Origin of the sequence: Schlegelella aquatica, assembly GCF_026013905.1 — a bacterium.
GTDB classification, from domain to species: Bacteria; Pseudomonadota; Gammaproteobacteria; order Burkholderiales; family Burkholderiaceae_C; genus Caldimonas; species Caldimonas aquatica.
This window is the reverse complement of the sequence record NZ_CP110257.1, coordinates 1,222,223-1,239,374: the sequence shown is the minus strand read 5'-3', so window position 1 is coordinate 1,239,374 and position 17,152 is coordinate 1,222,223. Positions and strand designations below refer to the sequence as shown.

Below are 17,152 nucleotides of genomic sequence, written 5' to 3'. Positions count from 1 at the left end.
GTTTGTCCTGACTACGCCTCAAGCCTTCCGAGGATGGCCGCCATGAACATCGAACAAGCGCGCTTCAACATGATCGAGCAGCAGATCCGCACCTGGGAGGTGCTGGATCAGTCGGTGCTGTCCCTGCTGGCTGTCGTCAAGCGCGAGGACTTCGTGCCCGCGGCCTACCGCTCGATGGCGTTCATGGACCTCGAAGTGCCGCTCAAGGACGGGGGCTCGCGCGGCCGGGTGATGCTTCAGCCCAAGGTCGAGGCCCGGCTGTTGCAGGAACTGGCCCCCGCCAAGCACGAGAAGGTGCTTGAGATCGGCGCCGGCTCCGGCTACATGGCGGCCCTGCTGGCCCACAAGGCCCAGCGGGTGCTCTCGCTCGAGATCGACGAGGAACTCGCCCGCTTCGCGGCCGAGAACCTGAAGCGCGCCGGCGTGATGAACGCCGAGGTGCGCCTGGCCGACGGCTCCAAGGCCGTGCCAGCCGAAGGCCCGTTCGATGCCATCGTCGCCTCGGGCTCGGTGGCAACCGTGCCGCAGCATCTGCTCAACCAGCTCAAGGTGGGCGGCCGCTTCTGCGGCATCGTCGGCGAGGAGCCGATCATGCGCGCCGTGATCGTCACCCGTACCGGGGAACGCGAATTTCGCACCGTCGAGATCTTCGACACCCTGGCCCCGCGGCTTCTCGGATTCGAGGAGCCGCCCAAGTTCCGCTTCTGACCCATGCAGCAACTCCCACCATCCGCCGTCCAACGACTCGTCCAATCGTCTGCGCCTGAGCGCCGCCCCGTGCTGCTCGACGTGCGGGAGCCGTGGGAGTTCCAACAGGCCGCCGTCCGCCTGGCCGAGGCGGACACGCTGCACATCCCCATGCGCGAGATCCCCTCGCGCCTGGCCGAGATCGATCCGGCCCGCACCATCGTGTGCGTCTGCCACCACGGCGGCCGCAGCCTGCAGGTGGCGCACTTCCTCGTGCAGCGCGGCTACATCGACGTGATCAACCTGCAAGGTGGGATCGACGCCTGGTCCCGTGAGGTCGACCCGTCCGTGCCCCGTTACTGACGCAGAGCACGTGCCCACTCATCGCAGCGCCCTCCCGACCAGAAGGAACTCCATGGCTGAGCGGATTCCCCTTGCGCCCTCGACCGACGCTTCGCGTGACGCCCCCCGTGCCTCGCGCCTTGCCGCATCCGGCCCTGATGCGCCGGCATGGGCGGCCACGCTGTCCGCCCTTTGGGGGCGGGCTTCTCGTCGGCTCGTCGGGGGCTTGGCGGCCGGCTGCGTCTTGCTGTGGACGGCGGGGCACGCGCAGGCGCAGACGCTGATGGAGGTGTACGAGGCCGCCCGCAGCTACGACGCCACCTACCTCGCTGCACGTGCGCAGGCCGAGTCGGTGCGCTTCGCCACCGAGCAGGCCTACGCGCTGCGCCGCCCCAGCGTGGGCCTGAGCGCGGCCGTCACCCGCAGCGAGCTCGACCCGCCGGTCGGCAGCGACCGCACCACGACGAACCGACAGGTGGGCGTCTCCGCCGCGCAGCCGATCTTCAACCGCGCCAACAGCGTGCGCATCGAGCAGGCCGAGCGTTCGCTCGAGATCGCCAAGGCCGACCTGCAAGCGGCCGAGCAGGACTTGATCGTGCGCGTGGCGCAAGCCTACTTCAACGTGCTGGCCGCTCAGGATGCGCTGGGCACGGCGCGCGCCAACAAGAAGGCCATCGAGGAGCAGCTCGCCTCGGCCAAGCGCAACTTCGAGGTGGGCACCGCCACCATCACCGACACCCGGGAAGCGCAGGCGCGGTACGACCTCGCCGTGGCCCAGGAGATCGCCGCCGAGAACCAGCTGCGCACCGCGCAGGTGGCGCTCGATCAACTGGTCGGCCGCACGGGGGTGATTCCCCGGCCGCTCACCGCCCCTGTCACGCTGCCCCCGATCCACCCCGAGTCGGTCGACGTCTGGGTGAGCCGCGCGGAAACCTCGCCCACGGTGCGCCGGGCGCAACTCGGGCTCGAGATCGCCTCGCTCGAGACGGAGCGCGCGCGCGCCGGACACCTGCCCACCGTCGATCTGGTCGGCGACGTGGGCCGCAGCCGACAGACGAGCGATCCGCCCAGCATGACGCAGCCCTCCGGCACCTATGGCAGCGCGACCGTCGGCGTGCAACTCAAGATGCCGCTGTTCGCCGGCTTCTCGGTGCAGAACCGCATCCGCGAGACCCTGCTCCTCGAAGAGAAGGCCCGCAACGACCTGGCCGCGGCCCGGCGCGGCACGGACCAGGCAACGCGCCAGGCCTTCCTCGCGCTGCAATCCGGTCTGGCTCAGGTTCGCGCCCTCGAAGCAGCCGAGGCGTCCAGCCGTCTGGCGCTGGAGGCCACGCTCACGGGCTACCGGGTCGGCGTGCGGGTGAACCTCGACGTGCTCAACGCCCAAACCCAATTGTTCACGACCCAGCGCGACCTCGCCCGCGCACGCTACGACGCGCTGCTCGGCCGGCTGCGACTGGAGCAGGCGGCCGGCCAACTCGACCCGGCCGACCTGCAGCAGATCAACGCCCTGCTCGCTCCCTGAAGCGCGCCCGGGCGGCGTCGAGGAGACGTGGCCCCCGCGAGGGCCTCTCCACCCCTCAGCCGCCCTGCTCGCGCACGATGGCGGCAATGCGGGCCGCCATGGCGCGGGCGCCCCCCCGGTGCATCGCCGCGAACGCCAAGGCCCGTTCGCCGGCCTCGCGCGCCTGCCCGGAGGCAATCACTTCCACGGCACGCGCCACCGCCTCGGCGGCGGTGTCCACCCGCCAGCCCGCCCCCGCCTGGAGCGCGAGCTCGGCGGCGTCGGCGAAGTTGAACGTGTGGGGGCCCATCACCACCGGGCATCCGCAGGCCGCCGCTTCGATCAGGTTCTGCCCGCCCAGCGGGGCGAAGCTGCCGCCCAACAAGGCCACGTCGGCCGCCGCGTAGTAGGCCGGCATTTCGCCGATGCTGTCCCCCAGCCACACGTCGGCCGCGCGATCGCCCTCTGAGGGCTGCCCCTCGCCCCACGAACTGCGGCGCGCCCATCGCCACCCCTGCTCGTGGACCGCGGCCGCCACTTCCGCAAACCGCTGAGGATGCCGGGGCACGATCCACAGCAAGGGTCGCGGCCCCGCCAGCCCCTCCCACGCGGCAAGCAGCGCGGCCTCCTCGTTCTCGCGCGTGCTGGCGGCCAGCACGACGGGGCGGTCGAGCCCCGCACGCCACGCCCGGCCCCGTGCCAGCAAGCCGGGATCGGGCGTCATGTCGAACTTGAGGTTGCCGCACACCTCCACCTCGGGTGCACCTGCATGGCGCAGCCGCTCGGCATCGGCCGCCGTCTGGGCCAGCGCCACGCGCAAGGTCTGGGCCGCCGGCCGCAGCACCGCTTCCAGCCGCTGCGCCTGTCGCAGACTCTTCTCGCTCAGGCGGGCGTTGGCCACCACCATGGGCACACCGGCCCGCTTCGCGCCGTGCAGCAGGTTGGGCCAGATCTCGGTCTCCATCAGCACACCGACGGCCGGGCGGAACTGCTCGAAAAAGCGGCGGACGACGCCCGGCGTGTCATAGGGCAGCCACACCTGCTCGTCGCCCGGGCGCAACAGCGACTGTCCGGCCTCACGGCCGGTGGCCGTGCCGTGCGTCAGCAGGAGCCGCATGCCGGGCAGCTCGGCCCGCAAGGCCTCGACGAGGCTGGCCGCGGCGCGCGTTTCGCCCAGCGAGACGGCGTGCACCCATACCCACCCCGTCGTGGGAGCGCCGGCGTAGCGGCCCAGTCGCTCCAGCACCGCATGGCGATACAAGGGCTCGTGGCGGCCACGCCACCAGAGCTTCACCAGGTATGCGGGCTTCAGCAGACCCAGCAACACGGAATAGGCGCCGCGCGCCCAGAATCGTGACGAAAGCAGGCGCGAGCCCGCCCCGGTGCGCCCGGCACTGCTCACGCCGCAGCCCTCCCGTGGACGAGTACCGGGCCGCGCCGCCGGGAGGCCGCCCGCTCAAGGCGCAGCGCTATCGCCGAGGGCGCGACTGCACCACGGGGCATGAAAGGTGAAGGGGCGTGCCTGCGAGGCACGCGGCTGGAGAAAGCTCGATGGACGGATCGCACGGCGCGATTGTCCATGCAGACGGGCCCCCGTGGACAGCGTGCCCTCGCCCGGGCCCGCTGCCGCGCGCCGAGGCCCTGACCCAGCGCGGTCGCGCCCGGCACACGCGGGGGAGCAACCCCTGCGATGCCCTCAGTGCGCCGAGGCGGCCACCTGCGCGTCGGGCTTCACCCGCCGCAGCGCCTCCATGAACGTTTGCTCGATGCGATGCAGCGCCTCGGGCGTGTGGCCCTCGAAGCGCAACACGAGCACCGGGGTGGTGTTGGACGCGCGCACCAGCCCGAACCCGTCGGCATACTCGGCACGCAGGCCGTCGATGGTGACCACCTCTTGCGCCCCGGGGAAGATGGACTCGCGTTCGTGCAACGCCTTCAATTGCGCGATCACCTCGTGATGCTCGCCCTCGGCACACGGCACGTTGAGCTCCGGCGTGCTGTGGCTCGTCGGCAGCGCGTCCAGCACGGCGCTCGGGTCGTCGTGGCGCGACAGGATCTCCAGCAGACGCGCCGCCGTGTAGGTCGCATCGTCGAAGCCGTACCAGCGCTCCTTGAAGAAAATGTGGCCGCTCATCTCGCCAGCCAGCGGGGCCCCGGTTTCCTTGAGCCTCGCCTTGATGAGCGAATGGCCGGTGCGCCACATCAGCGGCACGCCACCCGCCTGGCGGATGGCGGGTGCCAGGCGCTGCGTGCATTTGACGTCATAGATGATCGACGCGCCCGGGTTGCGCGCAAGGACATCCTGGGCAAAGAGCATCAGTTGCCGGTCGGGATAGATGATGTTGCCCTGGCGCGTGACCACACCCAGCCGGTCCCCGTCGCCGTCGAAGGCCAGGCCCAACTCGGCCCCCGTCTCCTGCATCGCGCGGATCACGTCCCGTAGGTTCTCGGGCTTGGAAGGGTCGGGGTGGTGGTTGGGAAAACTGCCGTCCACCTCGGAGTACAGCTCGACCACCTCGCAGCCCAACGCCCGCAGGATGCCGGGGGCGGATGCGCCCGGAATGCCGTTGCCCGAGTCGACGGCGATCTTCATCGGGCGCGCGAGCTTGACGTCGGAGACGATGCGCTCGCGGTACTCGGGCAGCACGTCGAGTGTGGTGAGTGCCCCGTGGCCTTGCGTGTAGTCTTCCTCTTCGATGCGGCGCCGCAGGTTCTGGATCTCATCGCCATAGATGGCACGACCGGCGAGCACCATCTTGAAGCCGTTGTAGTCCTTCGGGTTGTGGCTTCCCGTCACCTGGATGCCCGAATTGCACCGGGTAGCGGCGACGTAATAGGTCATGGGCGTGGTCACGGGGCCGATGTCGATCACGTCCACCCCTGCCGCGCGCAGACCCCGCACGACAGCCGCCGAGAGCGCGGGGCCCGACAGCCGGCCATCGCGGCCCACCGCGACCAGCCGCTCCCCTTGCGCCCTCATTTCGCTGCCGAATGCCCGGCCCAGGTGCTCGGCGACCGCTTCGTCGAGCGTCTGCCCGACGATGCCCCGCACGTCATAGGCCTTGAAGATCGATGCTGCGACTTTCATCCAAGCTCCCGATACGCAAAACTCGGGTCATTGTAGGGAGCGGCTCTCTCGCAGCTGTAGGCGCCTGTTACGGCAGCGGCCGGTCGCCCGTCCACATGTCCGAAAACGGCCAGACGCGCGGGAGCCCGCGCCCATAATGGCCGCATGACCTGGAACGACGCCGCTGCCTATCTCGCCCTGCGGGCCCGCGACGCCCGCTTCGACGGGCAGTTGTTCGTGGGCGTGGCGTCGACGCGTATCTATTGCCGACCCATCTGCCGCGTCCGTACGCCCCGGCGCGAGAACTGCATGTTCTTCGAGAGCGCCGCGCGGGCCGAGGCCGCGGGCTTCCGCCCCTGTCTCAAGTGCCGGCCCGAGTTGGCACCGGCCGGGCCGGCGTGGAGCGTGATGGACGCCTCCCGGACCCTGGCGCGGCAGGCCGCGCATTGGCTGGACGAGCAGTTGGCCCAGCAGGTGACCGTCTCTGTAGCCGGTTGGGCACGCGCGCTCGGCATCACCGACCGGCATCTGCGCCGCATCTTCACCGCCGAGCATGGCGTCACGCCGCAACAGTACCTCCAGACCCGGCGCCTGCTGCTCGCCAAGCAATTGCTGACGGACACCCACCTGCCCATGACGGACGTGGCGAGCGCCAGCGGCTTCGGCAGCGTGCGGCGATTCAACGCGGCCTTCCTCGCTCACTACCGCCTCGCCCCGGGACAGTTGCGCCGTTCGGCGCGCGACGTCGATGGGCCTCCCATGCGCGCCGTGCGCCTCGGATGGCGGCCGCCTTATGACGTCGATGCCCTGATGCGCTTTCTCCAGCAGCGCGCCATCCCCGGGGTCGAATGGGTCGACCGCGATCGGCGTGAGGTGCGGCGCACCGTGCGCCTGCACGGCCGCGAGGGCGAGGCCGTGGGGTGGGTGGCGGTGCGGTTCGTCTCGCAGGAGGCCTGCGTACGCCTCGATCTGTCGCCCGCTCTGGAGCGCTGGAGCCCGTCCGTCGTGCATCGCGTCCGCCGGTGGCTGGACCTGGACGCGGTACCGGCGGTGATCGACTCGGCCTTGGAAGACCTCGCGTGCCCGGGCATGCGCCTGCCAGGCGCCATCGACCCGTTCGAGCTCGCGGTGCGTGCGGTGCTGGGCCAGCAGGTCACCGTCGCGGCCGCCCGCACTCTGGCGTTGCGGCTCGTGGCGGCATTCGGAGAGCCGCTCGTCTCCCCATGGGCAGAGGTCGATCGCGTCTTCCCCGCCCCCGCGGTGCTGGAGGCGCTCACGCCCTCGCAGTGGGGCTCGCTCGGCATCACCCGACAGCGCGCGGCGGCCATCCAGGCCCTCGCCGGTTCGTGGCCGCACCTGCTCGCGCTCGCTGCGCAGCCCCAGGCGGCGGCCCTCTGGATCGACGCCCTGCAATCGCTGCCCGGCATCGGCCCGTGGACCGCCCACTACATCGCGATGCGCGCGTTGGGCTGGCCCGACACATTCCCACCCGGCGATGTCGCCGTGCTGAAAGCCGTTCGGCGTTTGAGCGGCGCCACGCGATGGGCCGATGCGGCCCTCTATGGCGAACGCTGGTCCCCCTGGCGGTCCTACGCCGTGATCCGGTTGTGGGCCGCACCGCAGGCCGCCGAGATGCACGCGGCCGCTGCCCTGTCGGAGGTCACTCGATGAACACGTCCCTTGCCAGCGCGCATGCCGCTGTCGCTCGCCGCCCTCCGGCGGCCAGCCTCTCGAGCGCCTGCACGGCGCAGCGCACGCTCGCCTCGCCGCTCGGCCCCATCCTCGTCGCTCGCACGCCCCGGGGGCTCGCGGGTCTCTGGTTCGAAGGCCAGAAGGACCACCCCGGCCCTCTGTGCGCGCCCGTCGTCGAGGACGACCCGCTGCTCGTCGAAGTGCAGCGCCAACTCGATGCCTACTGGATGGGACGGTCGCGCGTGTTCGATCTCCCGTTGGATCTGCACGGCACACCGTTCCAGCGCGCCGTGTGGCAGGCCTTGCTCGCGGTGCCGGCCGGCCACACGCGCAGCTACCGCGACATCGCCCGGGACATCGGCCTGCCGAGCGCCACACGCGCAGTCGGTGCCGCGGTGGGTCGCAATCCGGTCTCGATCGTCGTGCCGTGCCATCGCATCGTCGGCTCGTCGGGCCACCTCACCGGCTACGCCGGCGGCCTGGAGCGCAAAGTCGCGCTGCTGCGACTGGAAGGCGCGCTCGCCCTCTGAGCCTCCGAGTCACACAGCGCTCCTTGCACGAGAGCCGATCCCTGGCCCGATGGCACCACCATGCACCGAAGCTGCCCCTACCGCTTTCGTCGATGAAAACCTCCGATCTGTTGGACCTGCTTCTGCTCGCCGCCATCTGGGGCGCCTCGTTCCTGTTCATGCGGGTCGGCGCCCCCGAGTTCGGACCGGTCACGCTCTCGGCCGTGCGCGTCGCGGGCGCGGCGGCCTTCCTGCTGCCCATCGCATGGTGGCACGGCCACGCCGGCCCTCTGTGGCGGCATCGCGGCCGGCTCCTGGTGGCCGGCATGTTGACGAGCGGACTGCCCTTCCTGTGCTTCAGCTTCGCGGCGCTGTCGATCAGCGCGGGTCTGTCGTCCATCTTCAACGCGACGACACCGCTGTTCGGCGCGCTCATCGCCTGGGGGTGGCTGGGCGATCGGCCCGGGCGCTGGAAGGGCACCGGCCTGGTGATCGGATTCGCCGGCGTGCTGTGGCTGGCCTGGGACAAAGCCAGCTTCAAGCCCGAAGCGGCTTCCACCGGGTGGGCCGTGGTGGCCTGCCTGGCGGCCACCTTGTGCTATGGGGTCGCGGCAAGCTACACGAAACGCTACCTGAGCGGCGTGCCATCGCTCGCCGTGGCCGCAGGCACCCAGCTCGGCGCTGCCTCGATGCTCGCCCTGCCCGGCTGGTGGTGGCGCCCCGAGAGCTTGCCGTCGCCCACCGCCTGGGCCGCCACGCTCGCACTGGCACTGCTGTGCACGGGCGTCGCCTACATCCTCTACTTCCGACTGATCACGCGGATCGGGCCCGCCAATGCCATCGCGGTCACGTTCCTGATCCCCGCCTTCGCGGTGTTGTGGGGGTGGTGGTGGCTCGGCGAGCGCATCACCGGCGCGATGCTCGCCGGCGCGGGCGTGATCTTCGTGGGCACGGCCCTCGCGACGGGTGTGTGGCCCCGAGCTCCGTCCCGCCCTGCCCACACGGCTTCCAGCCGGGTCTCCTCGCCATCGCAAGGCCGATGAACATGCCGGTTCTGGTCTCGATGTCCCAACGGGTCTTCCCGGCGAGCCGAACGGCCAAGGGCCTTGCGCGAGAATCGAACCCTCTCGTCCTGCGCTCAGCGCCTCGACTGCCATGACCCACCCCACACCTTCTGCCGATGCCTTCGAACCCGGCTCTCCGATCGCCGCAGCCTTTCCAGCGGGGCTCGCCACCCGCCGCCAGGTGATGGGCGATGCGTTCGTCGAACGTGCCTTTTCTCAGGCCGACGAGTTCACGGACGACCTCCAGGAGCTCGTCACGAGCTTCGCCTGGGGGACCGTCTGGACGCGACCCGGGCTCGCGCACAAAGAGCGCAGCATGATCACCGTCGCGATGCTGGTGGCGCTGGGGAGGCAGAAGGAGCTCGAAGGCCATGTGCGGGGCGCGCTGAACAACGGCGTCACCGTGGACGAGTTGAAGGAGATCCTCCTGCACAGCGCCGTCTACTGCGGCTTCCCGGCCGCCCTCGAAGGCTTTCGCACGGCCCAGGCGGTGATCCGCCAATGGCAGGCCGAGCGAGAACAGCCCCACCCTCCACAGGCCCCGGCATGACCTCCGCACGCAAGCACAAGTTGCGCGTCAAAGCGCCCAAGCCGCGCAACCCCCTCGTCGCTCCTGCGGCTCAGCGCAAGGCGGGGGCCCACCGCAAGAGCCGATCGGCCCAACGCCAGGCCGAGGAACGCCTGCTGCGCAAGGCGCTGCGCGAGGACGAACACTGAAGGGAGGGCCGCCGAAGGAGCAGCGGTTGACGGGCCATATCGGCTGCGACGAAGCTGTGCCTGACACGAAGCTGTGCGGGCTGCGACAAAGGCCCGCGAGCTCACAGATGCAACGGGTGATCGGCTCGGACCCCGAGAGCGGTTCGCCCCTGAAACCGACGGCCCCAAAGCAGAACGGGTCAGCCTTTCGGACTGACCCGTTCAAATTTTTGGCGGAGTGGACGGGACTCGAACCCGCGACCCCCGGCGTGACAGGCCGGTATTCTAACCGACTGAACTACCACTCCGCGTCGGTAGCGGGTTTCTCGCATCGCTGCGACAAGCACCGCCAAACTTGGCGTCCCCTAGGGGATTCGAACCCCTGTTACAACCGTGAAAGGGTCGTGTCCTAGGCCTCTAGACGAAGGGGACTGAAATCTTCGTCGACTTGAACCGCGCGCCACCTGACTTTGGTGGAGGTAAGCGGGATCGAACCGCTGACCTCTTGCATGCCATGCAAGCGCTCTCCCAGCTGAGCTATACCCCCAAACACTCTTCAGTGCGGGACGAAAACTCCACCTCAAGACGTTCGATCTTGCGCTTTGTTTTCGTTTGTCGCGCCGTTCAAGCGAGAACGAGAGTATAAACCGCTTTTCAAACGCTTTGCAAGCGGTCCAGCACGATTTTTTTGTCGAAGAGCTCCAGCACCGCATCGATGGACGGCGTCTGGGCCCGACCACACACCAGCACACGAACAGGGATGGCCAGTTGCGGCATCTTGAGTCCGTGCTCGGCGATGGTCTCCTTGATCGCTTGCTGGATCGCGCCCTTCTCCCACGCAGGCAGGGCCGCGAAGCGCTGGGCCAAGCGCGCGAGCGCGGGGCGCACCGCGTCGGTCACGTGGGCCTGCAGGTCCTCGGCAGCAGGCGAAACCGGCGCGAAGTACATCCTCAGCCAGTCGGCGATCTCGACGGTGGTGGCGCAGCGGTCTTTGAACAGACCCACCATCTGCGCCAGCCGCGCCCCATCGCTCACGGCCACGCCGTGCTTGTCGAGCTGCTCGCGCACCAACGGGGCGAGCTTTGCATCGTCCGTCATCTTGATGTGCTGGGAGTTCACCCATCGCAGCTTGGCCTCGTCGAACTGGCCCGCGCTCTTGCCCAGGTGGTCGAGGTCGAACCACTGCAGGAACTGCTCGCGCGTGAAGATCTCGTCGTCGCCGTGGCTCCAGCCCAGGCGCGCCAGATAGTTGAGCACCGCATCGGCCAGGAAGCCTTCGTCGCGGTACTGCGTCACCGGCTTGGCCCCGTTGCGCTTGCTCATCTTCTCGCCCTGCTCGTTGAGCACGGTGGGCAGGTGGGCGTAGACCGGCGGCTCCTTTCCGAGCGCCCGGAAGATGTTGATCTGCCGCGGCGTGTTGTTGACGTGGTCGTCCCCGCGGATCACGTGGGTGATGCCCATGTCGATGTCGTCCACCACCACGCAGAAGTTGTAGGTCGGTGTGCCGTCCGGGCGGGCGATCACCAGATCGTCGAGTTCCTCGTTGCTGATCTCGATGCGGCCCTTGACCTTGTCGTCCCACACCACGGAGCCGGTGGTCGGGTTCCTGAATCGGATCACCGGCTGCACGCCTGGCGGGATGGGCGGCAGCGTCTTGCCCGGTTCCGGCCGCCAGGTGCCGTCGTAGCGCGGCTTCTGCTTGGCCGCCATCTGGCGCTCACGCAAGGCCTCGAGCTCGGCCTGGCTCATGTAGCAGTGGTAGGCGAGCCCCTGCTCCAGCATCTGGGCCAGCACCTCCTTGTAGCGCGCCATGCGCTGCATCTGGAAGTACGGTCCTTCGTCCGGGTCGAGGCCCAGCCACTTCATCGATTCGAGGATCACCTCGACGGCCTCCTGCGACGAGCGCTCCAGGTCCGTGTCCTCGATACGCAGGATGAACACGCCGTTGTTGGCGCGAGCATAGGCCCAGGGGTACAGGGCCGAGCGGATGTTGCCGAGGTGGATGAACCCCGTCGGGGACGGGGCGAAACGAGTGCGGATCTGCGTCATGCTGCGATGGCGTCCAGGCCGCGGGCGAGATCGGCCTTGAGGTCTTCGACATGCTCCAGGCCCACCGCCACGCGGATCATGCCCTGCGTGATCCCCGCGGCCAGGCGCTGGTCTTCGGTCAGCCGGCCGTGCGAGGTGCTGGCCGGGTGGGTGATGGTGGTCTTGGTGTCGCCGAGGTTGGCCGTGATCGAACAGATGCGGGTCGCATCGATCACCTGAAAGGCATGGCGGCGCGCGAGGTCGGCACCGCCTGCGGTCTGCCCCTTCACGATGAACGACACCACCGCGCCACCGCAGCCGCTCTGCTGCCGCATCGCCAGCTCATGCTGCGGGTGCGAGGCCAGCCCCGGGTGGTAGACGCGTTCCACCGCCGGGTGCTGCTCGAGCCAGCGGGCGAGCGCAAGGGCCCGCTCGCTTTGCGCCTGCATGCGGATGGACAAGGTCTCGAGCCCCTTGAGCACCACCCAGGCATTGAAGGGCGACAAACAGATGCCGGCGCTGCGCATCAACGGCACGAGCTTGTCGTCGATGATCGACGTGGGGCCGCACACCGCACCCGCGATCACGCGGCCCTGACCGTCCAGGTACTTGGTGCCCGAATGCACGATCAGGTCGGCGCCGAGCTTCACGGGCTGTTGCAGCGCCGGGGTGCAGAAGCAGTTGTCCACGGCAAGCAGCGCCCCCGCCCCGTGCGCAATGTCGGCCAACGCCGCGATGTCGCACACCTCGGTGAGCGGGTTGCTCGGCGTTTCGGCGAACAGGAGCCGCGTGCTGGGCCGCACCGCGCGGCGCCACTCCTGCACGTCGGTCTGCGAAACGAACGTGGTTTCGACGCCGAACTTCGCGAACTCGCCGCCCAGCAGCTTGATGGTGGAGCCGAAGACGCTTCGCGAGCAGACGATGTGGTCGCCCGCTCTCAGCAAGCCCATCACGAGCAGCAGGATCGCACCCATGCCGCTCGATGTCGCGATGCACGACTGCGTCCCCTCGAGCGCGGCGAGGCGCCGCTCCATCATCATGACGGTGGGGTTGGTGAAGCGCGAGTAGACGAAGGCTTCCTCCTCGTTCGCGAAGCGGGCCGCGGCCGTGGCCGCGTCCGGGTGCACGAAGCTGGAGGTGAGGAACAGCGCTTCGGAGTTCTCGCCCCACGGCGTCGCGGGCAGGCCCTCGCGCACCGCGAGCGTCTCGATGCGGGCGTCGGCAGGCAACTCCCGACGCGGGATCTTCTTCTCGCTCATGATGGGCTCAGGCCTCGCTGATGCCTTGCAGGGCCAGACGGGAGCTGCCGCCCTCGTCGTCTTCGGGCTGGGTGGTGCGTTGGTGTTCCATCGCGGCGAAGTCAGCCGCCGAGACATCGCCGGTCACGTACACGCCGTCGAAGCACGAGGCCTCGAAGCCGCCGATGCAGGGGTTGAGGCCGCCCACCGCCCGCTTCATGGCCGCGAGATCCTGATAGATCAACGCATCGGCACCGATGAACTGGCGCACCTCCTCGATGCTGCGGTTGTGCGCGATGAGCTCCTCCTTGGTCGGCATGTCGATGCCGTAGACGTTCGGGAAGCGCACCGGCGGCGCAGCGGAGGCCATGTAGACCTTGCGCGCGCCGGCCTCCCGGGCCATCTGAACGATCTCCTTGCTGGTCGTGCCGCGCACGATGGAGTCGTCCACCAGGAGGACGTTGCGGCCCTTGAACTCCTGAGCGATCGCGTTGAGCTTCTGGCGCACGGACTTCTTGCGCACCGCCTGGCCCGGCATGATGAAGGTGCGGCCGACGTAGCGGTTCTTCACGAAGCCCTCGCGATACGGCTTGCCGATCTTCTGCGCGAGCTGCATCGCCGCCGGGCGGCTCGACTCGGGAATCGGGATCACGACGTCGATCTCCGACGGCGGCATCGTGGAGATCACCCGCTGCGCCAGCGTCTCCCCCATGTTGAGTCGCGCCTGATAGACCGAGATGCCGTCGATCACGGAGTCAGGCCGCGCCAGGTAGACGTACTCGAAAATGCACGGATGGAGCGTCGGGTGCTCGGCGCACTGCTGGGCATGCACGCGGCCTTCGAGGTCGATGAAGATGGCCTCCCCGGGCTGCACGTCGCGCACGAAACGGTGCCCCGTGCCCTCCAGAGCCACCGACTCGCTGGCCACCATCACCTCACGCCCCTCGGGCAGGTCCGCCTCGCCGAAACACAACGGGCGGATGCCGTAAGGATCGCGGAAGGCCAGCAGGCCGTAGCCCGCGATGAGGCAGACGACGGCGTAGGAGCCCTTGATGCGCTTGTGCACGGCCCGCACCGCCTTGAAGACCTCCTCCGCCGTCAAGGGCAGGTCGCGCGCGGCCAGCTCGAGCTCGTGGGCCAGCACGTTCAGCAGCACTTCCGAATCGCTCTCGGTGTTGATGTGCCGCCGGTCGATCGCGAACAGCTCCTGTTTGAGCGAGTGGGCGTTCGTGAGGTTGCCGTTGTGCACCAGCACGAGGCCGAACGGCGCGTTCACATAGAACGGCTGGGCCTCTTCCTCGCTGTAGGCGTTGCCGGCCGTGGGATAGCGCACCTGTCCCAGGCCGACCGTGCCGGGCAGCGCTCGCATGTTCCTCGTGCGGAAGACGTCGCGCACCATCCCGCGCGCCTTGTGCATGAAGAACTTGGTCCCCATCGCGGTGACGATGCCGGCGGCATCCTGTCCACGGTGCTGCAACAGCAGCATCGCGTCGTAGATCAGCTGATTGACCGGCGCCTTGGAGATGACGCCTACGATCCCACACATATCGACATCCTTCGCGAAATGGCTGGCCCCACGGATGCGCCGGGGGCCCGAGGACTCAAGGCAGGTGCTGCGCGAGTTCGCGCGGCATCAGCGGCTTGATGCCTGCGATGATCTGCTGCAGCCACGCCGCACCGTGCGAGGTCTGCCAGGCCTGGCTGCGTGCCAGCGGCGTCCACATCACCAGCGAGGCCGCGACCAGGGCGATCAGCACACCGCGCAGCAGGCCGAAGGCGGCCCCCAGCGCGCGGTCCGCCGTGCTCAGCACACTGGCGCGGACCAGCTTCTTGACCAGCCAGGCCAGCACCGCCCACAGAAACAGCACAGCGACGAAGATCAACGCAAAGGTGGCCACATGGTTGAGCGCCGAGCCGGGCGACCCGACCGGAATGCTTGTCGCGATTCGCGGCGTTGCCCATTGGGCGCCGACGTAGGCCACCACCCACCCGAGCACCGACAGCACCTCGAAGGCCAGCCCGCGTACCAGGCCCACCACCGTCGAGAGGAGCAGCAGCGCCAGGAGCGCCCAGTCGACCCATCCCAGCTCCATTGCCTTACAGGCTCAGCACGGCCGCGGGCATGCCCGCGGCCTTCAGTTTGGCGGCCGCGCGGTCCGCCTCCTCCTTGGAGGAGAACGGCCCCACCCTCACGCGGATGCGCTTGCCGTTGGACGTTTCGATCACCTGAGTGTAGGTCTTGAGACCCAAGCGCTCGACCTTCTGGCGCGCTTCGCTTGCGCTGGAGGTCTCGCCGAAAGCACCCACCTGCACCACGAAACGGCCGGCGTCGGCGGCCGCGAGCCGCTTCGCTTCCTTGCCTTCCAGCAGCGCCTGTGCGCGGGCGGCCTCTTCACCCTTGGCCTCGCGCGGCGCCGCGGCCTTCGCCCTGTCGGCGGCTGAGCCCTTTGCAGAAGTGTCGGCCTGCTTGTCCGGCGAGCGATTCTCGGTGCCCGCGGCTTTGGTCCCATCCTTGCGGGGCCCGGCGCCGGCCTCGCCCGGGGCCGCCTTGCCGGGCGCGGAGGCCGCAGAGCTGGGCGCGGCCGTCGCAGTCGGCACCTCCCGGCCCGCCTCGGCAGCGGATTCCTCGATGACGGGCTGGGGCGCCTTGGCCGGCGACTTGGGCGTGGCGGCCAGCGGCGGGGCGCTTTCCTTCTTGGGGATCTCGATGGGCACGTCCACGGGGATGGGACGCGGCTGGCTCTCGAACAGCAACGGGAAGGCGATCACCCCGGCGCCCACCAGCACCGCCGCGCCGATCAGGCGCTGACGCGCGCGGGTGCGCGCCTGCTCGAGCGGCTCGGCCGCCGCCTGGACGCCGGAGGAAGCCTGCGAGGGACGCTTCAGGAAGGATAACAAGCGCATGCGTTCGAGCGGTTGGCCGCGGCCTGGTCCCCGCGCCCTTCGCCGCAGGCAGGAGCCGCGACCGGCAGGCGGCCCCAGGGTCACGCGAGGTGTTTGGCGCCGAGACGGGGCAGGCCTTCCTGCAGGATGCCGCCCACGGTGTAGAACGATCCGAAGATGACGATTCTATCAGTGGGGTCCGCTTCAGCGAGGGCGGCGTCGAGCGCCGACCGGGGGCTGGAATGCGTGCTGCTGGTCGCCCGCATGGCGGCCCCGGCGGTGCGCGGCAAGGCGCGCCACTGGGCATCGAGTTGGTCGGCCCGCGCGGCACGGGGTGTCGGCAAGTCCGTGAAGTACCAGGCGTCGATCAACGGCGCCAGCTTGCGCAGGATTTCGGTCGTGTCCTTGTCCGACATGGCGCCGAACACGGCATGTGTGCGCGGAAAGAAGCCCATCTGGTCGAGGTTGTGCAGCAAGGTCGCCGCGGCGTGCGGGTTGTGCGCCACGTCCAGCACCAGCGTCGGCTGGCCGGGGACGATCTGGAAGCGCCCCGGCAGCTGGACCGAGGCCAGCCCCCGGCGCACGGCCTGCGCGTCCACCGGCAAGCGCGGGCGCAATGCCTCCAGCGCCGCGAGCACGCCGCTCGCATTGAGCAGCTGGTTCGTGCCGCGCAGCGCGGGATAGGCCAAGCCGTTGAATCGCACCGAGCGCCCCGACCAGGACCATTGCTGCCAGGCCCCCGACTCCCCCTGCTGCGCGGTATAGCGATGGTCGCGCCCGAACAGCCACAGGTCCGCGCCGAGCGATTCGGCATGCTCGACGATGCTGCGCGGCGGCTGGGGGTCGCTCACCACGGCGGGCCGACCGGGCCGCATGATGCCTGCCTTCTCACGACCGATCGATTCGCGGTCGGGGCCGAGGAACTCCATGTGGTCGAGGTCGATGCTAGTGATGACCGCGCAATCCGGATCGACCACATTCACCGCGTCCAGCCGGCCCCCCAGGCCCACCTCGAGAATCGCCGCGTCCAGGCGGGACTGCGACAGACAGCGCAGGATCGCCAGCGTGGTGAACTCGAAGTAGGTCAGCGCCTCGCCACCCCGTGCCGCCTCGACCGCCTCGAAGTGCGGCACGAGCGCGTGCGCGTCCACGCTGTGCTCATCGATGCGGCAGCGCTCCTCGAAGTGCACCAGATGCGGCGAGGTGTACACCCCCGTGCGGTAGCCGGCCTGCCGCAGGATCGCTTCGAGCATCGCGCAGGTCGACCCCTTGCCGTTGGTGCCCGCCACGGTGATCACCGGCACATCGAAGCGAAGCGCCAAGCGCTCGGCCACCCGTCGCACGCGATCGAGGGTGAGGTCGATGGTCGCGGGATGCAGCCGCTCGCAATGCGCGAGCCACTCGGCAAGCGTGGTCGGGGTGGACATGATGGCAATGGTAGT

The 17,152-nt window shown here is 69.4% G+C and carries 16 protein-coding genes and 3 tRNA genes; 8 read left to right on the top strand and 11 right to left on the bottom strand.

Going from position 1 to position 17,152, the window contains the following annotated elements; genetic code table 11:
* Positions 1 to 42 precede the first annotated feature (42 nt).
* From OMP39_RS05625 to OMP39_RS05615, 3 genes are read left to right on the top strand one after another with little or no spacing between them, the layout of a single operon-like run.
* A complete protein-coding gene (locus tag OMP39_RS05625) occupies positions 43 to 708 on the top strand; it encodes a protein-L-isoaspartate O-methyltransferase family protein (RefSeq protein ID WP_264893845.1) in 666 nt (221 codons plus the stop codon).
* Positions 709 to 711: 3 nt separating this feature from the next.
* Positions 712 to 1,050, top strand: a complete 339-nt coding sequence (locus tag OMP39_RS05620) for a rhodanese-like domain-containing protein (RefSeq protein WP_264893843.1) — start codon at positions 712 to 714, stop codon at positions 1,048 to 1,050.
* Between the two features lie 52 nt (positions 1,051 to 1,102).
* Positions 1,103 to 2,554, top strand: a complete 1,452-nt coding sequence (locus tag OMP39_RS05615) for a TolC family outer membrane protein (RefSeq protein WP_264893842.1) — start codon at positions 1,103 to 1,105, stop codon at positions 2,552 to 2,554.
* 55 nt (positions 2,555 to 2,609) lie between these two features.
* Here OMP39_RS05615 and OMP39_RS05610 read toward each other — a convergent pair whose 3' ends face one another.
* Positions 2,610 to 3,935, bottom strand: coding sequence for a 3-deoxy-D-manno-octulosonic acid transferase (locus OMP39_RS05610; protein ID WP_264893840.1), 1,326 nt, complete (start codon positions 3,933 to 3,935; stop codon positions 2,610 to 2,612).
* Between the two features lie 294 nt (positions 3,936 to 4,229).
* Positions 4,230 to 5,621: a phosphomannomutase/phosphoglucomutase gene (locus tag OMP39_RS05605; RefSeq protein WP_264893838.1), complete on the bottom strand. Its 1,392-nt coding sequence runs from the start codon at positions 5,619 to 5,621 to the stop codon at positions 4,230 to 4,232.
* Positions 5,622 to 5,765: 144 nt separating this feature from the next.
* On the opposite strand from OMP39_RS05605, the gene OMP39_RS05600 reads away from it, so the two are divergent.
* The 5 genes from OMP39_RS05600 (at position 5,766) to OMP39_RS05580 (ending at position 9,582) form a co-directional block, all read left to right on the top strand.
* Positions 5,766 to 7,271 carry an AlkA N-terminal domain-containing protein gene (locus OMP39_RS05600; RefSeq protein WP_264893837.1) on the top strand — a complete coding sequence of 502 codons (1,506 nt, stop codon included), beginning with the start codon at positions 5,766 to 5,768 and terminating at the stop codon, positions 7,269 to 7,271.
* Positions 7,268 to 7,822: a methylated-DNA--[protein]-cysteine S-methyltransferase gene (locus OMP39_RS05595; protein ID WP_264893835.1), complete on the top strand. Its 555-nt coding sequence runs from the start codon at positions 7,268 to 7,270 to the stop codon at positions 7,820 to 7,822. Before OMP39_RS05600 ends, OMP39_RS05595 begins: the two co-directional genes overlap by 4 nt.
* A 92-nt stretch (positions 7,823 to 7,914) precedes the next feature.
* Positions 7,915 to 8,844: a DMT family transporter gene (locus OMP39_RS05590; protein WP_264893833.1), complete on the top strand. Its 930-nt coding sequence runs from the start codon at positions 7,915 to 7,917 to the stop codon at positions 8,842 to 8,844.
* Between the two features lie 112 nt (positions 8,845 to 8,956).
* Positions 8,957 to 9,415: a 4-carboxymuconolactone decarboxylase gene (pcaC, locus tag OMP39_RS05585; RefSeq protein WP_264893832.1), complete on the top strand. Its 459-nt coding sequence runs from the start codon at positions 8,957 to 8,959 to the stop codon at positions 9,413 to 9,415.
* The gene (locus tag OMP39_RS05580) at positions 9,412 to 9,582 is read left to right on the top strand and encodes a hypothetical protein (RefSeq protein WP_264893830.1); all 171 of its coding nucleotides are present in this window, start codon (positions 9,412 to 9,414) and stop codon (positions 9,580 to 9,582) included. Before pcaC ends, OMP39_RS05580 begins: the two co-directional genes overlap by 4 nt.
* Before the next feature lie 210 nt (positions 9,583 to 9,792).
* Here the strand turns inward: OMP39_RS05580 and OMP39_RS05575 are convergent.
* From OMP39_RS05575 to folC, 9 genes are all read right to left on the bottom strand, one after another.
* Positions 9,793 to 9,869 (bottom strand) — tRNA-Asp (locus OMP39_RS05575).
* A gap of 48 nt (positions 9,870 to 9,917) precedes the next feature.
* Positions 9,918 to 9,993 (bottom strand) — tRNA-Glu (locus OMP39_RS05570).
* Between the two features lie 39 nt (positions 9,994 to 10,032).
* Positions 10,033 to 10,108, bottom strand: a tRNA-Ala gene (locus tag OMP39_RS05565).
* Between the two features lie 107 nt (positions 10,109 to 10,215).
* Positions 10,216 to 11,610, bottom strand: a complete 1,395-nt coding sequence (gltX, locus tag OMP39_RS05560; RefSeq protein ID WP_264893828.1) for a glutamate--tRNA ligase — start codon at positions 11,608 to 11,610, stop codon at positions 10,216 to 10,218.
* Positions 11,607 to 12,848: an O-succinylhomoserine sulfhydrylase gene (locus OMP39_RS05555; protein WP_264893826.1), complete on the bottom strand. Its 1,242-nt coding sequence runs from the start codon at positions 12,846 to 12,848 to the stop codon at positions 11,607 to 11,609. The genes gltX and OMP39_RS05555 overlap by 4 nt, the downstream gene beginning before the upstream one ends.
* 7 nt (positions 12,849 to 12,855) lie before the next feature.
* Positions 12,856 to 14,373, bottom strand: a complete 1,518-nt coding sequence (gene purF, locus OMP39_RS05550; protein WP_264893825.1) for an amidophosphoribosyltransferase — start codon at positions 14,371 to 14,373, stop codon at positions 12,856 to 12,858.
* A gap of 55 nt (positions 14,374 to 14,428) precedes the next feature.
* Positions 14,429 to 14,920 (bottom strand): CvpA family protein, encoded by a 492-nt coding sequence (locus OMP39_RS05545; protein WP_264893824.1) that lies wholly within the window; start codon positions 14,918 to 14,920, stop codon positions 14,429 to 14,431.
* 4 nt (positions 14,921 to 14,924) lie between these two features.
* Positions 14,925 to 15,731, bottom strand: a complete 807-nt coding sequence (locus tag OMP39_RS05540) for an SPOR domain-containing protein (protein ID WP_264893823.1) — start codon at positions 15,729 to 15,731, stop codon at positions 14,925 to 14,927.
* Between the two features lie 80 nt (positions 15,732 to 15,811).
* Positions 15,812 to 17,137 (bottom strand): bifunctional tetrahydrofolate synthase/dihydrofolate synthase, encoded by a 1,326-nt coding sequence (gene folC / locus OMP39_RS05535; RefSeq protein ID WP_264893822.1) that lies wholly within the window; start codon positions 17,135 to 17,137, stop codon positions 15,812 to 15,814.
* Positions 17,138 to 17,152 lie beyond the last annotated feature (15 nt).

Excerpts from the sequence above, each read along its gene's own strand:
- OMP39_RS05555 (WP_264893826.1), bottom strand. The coding sequence starts at position 12,848 with ATGAGCGAGAAGAAGATCCCGCGTCGGGAGTTGCCTGCCGACGCCCGC.
- OMP39_RS05595 (WP_264893835.1), top strand. The coding sequence starts at position 7,268 with ATGAACACGTCCCTTGCCAGCGCGCATGCCGCTGTCGCTCGCCGCCCT.
- purF (WP_264893825.1), bottom strand. The coding sequence starts at position 14,373 with ATGTGTGGGATCGTAGGCGTCATCTCCAAGGCGCCGGTCAATCAGCTG.
- OMP39_RS05600 (WP_264893837.1), top strand. The coding sequence starts at position 5,766 with ATGACCTGGAACGACGCCGCTGCCTATCTCGCCCTGCGGGCCCGCGAC.
- OMP39_RS05545 (WP_264893824.1), bottom strand. The coding sequence starts at position 14,920 with ATGGAGCTGGGATGGGTCGACTGGGCGCTCCTGGCGCTGCTGCTCCTC.
- OMP39_RS05620 (WP_264893843.1), top strand. The coding sequence starts at position 712 with ATGCAGCAACTCCCACCATCCGCCGTCCAACGACTCGTCCAATCGTCT.
- OMP39_RS05615 (WP_264893842.1), top strand. The coding sequence starts at position 1,103 with ATGGCTGAGCGGATTCCCCTTGCGCCCTCGACCGACGCTTCGCGTGAC.
- OMP39_RS05605 (WP_264893838.1), bottom strand. The coding sequence starts at position 5,621 with ATGAAAGTCGCAGCATCGATCTTCAAGGCCTATGACGTGCGGGGCATC.
- OMP39_RS05590 (WP_264893833.1), top strand. The coding sequence starts at position 7,915 with ATGAAAACCTCCGATCTGTTGGACCTGCTTCTGCTCGCCGCCATCTGG.
- gltX (WP_264893828.1), bottom strand. The coding sequence starts at position 11,610 with ATGACGCAGATCCGCACTCGTTTCGCCCCGTCCCCGACGGGGTTCATC.
- folC (WP_264893822.1), bottom strand. The coding sequence starts at position 17,137 with ATGTCCACCCCGACCACGCTTGCCGAGTGGCTCGCGCATTGCGAGCGG.
- pcaC (WP_264893832.1), top strand. The coding sequence starts at position 8,957 with ATGACCCACCCCACACCTTCTGCCGATGCCTTCGAACCCGGCTCTCCG.
- OMP39_RS05580 (WP_264893830.1), top strand. The coding sequence starts at position 9,412 with ATGACCTCCGCACGCAAGCACAAGTTGCGCGTCAAAGCGCCCAAGCCG.
- OMP39_RS05540 (WP_264893823.1), bottom strand. The coding sequence starts at position 15,731 with ATGCGCTTGTTATCCTTCCTGAAGCGTCCCTCGCAGGCTTCCTCCGGC.
- OMP39_RS05625 (WP_264893845.1), top strand. The coding sequence starts at position 43 with ATGAACATCGAACAAGCGCGCTTCAACATGATCGAGCAGCAGATCCGC.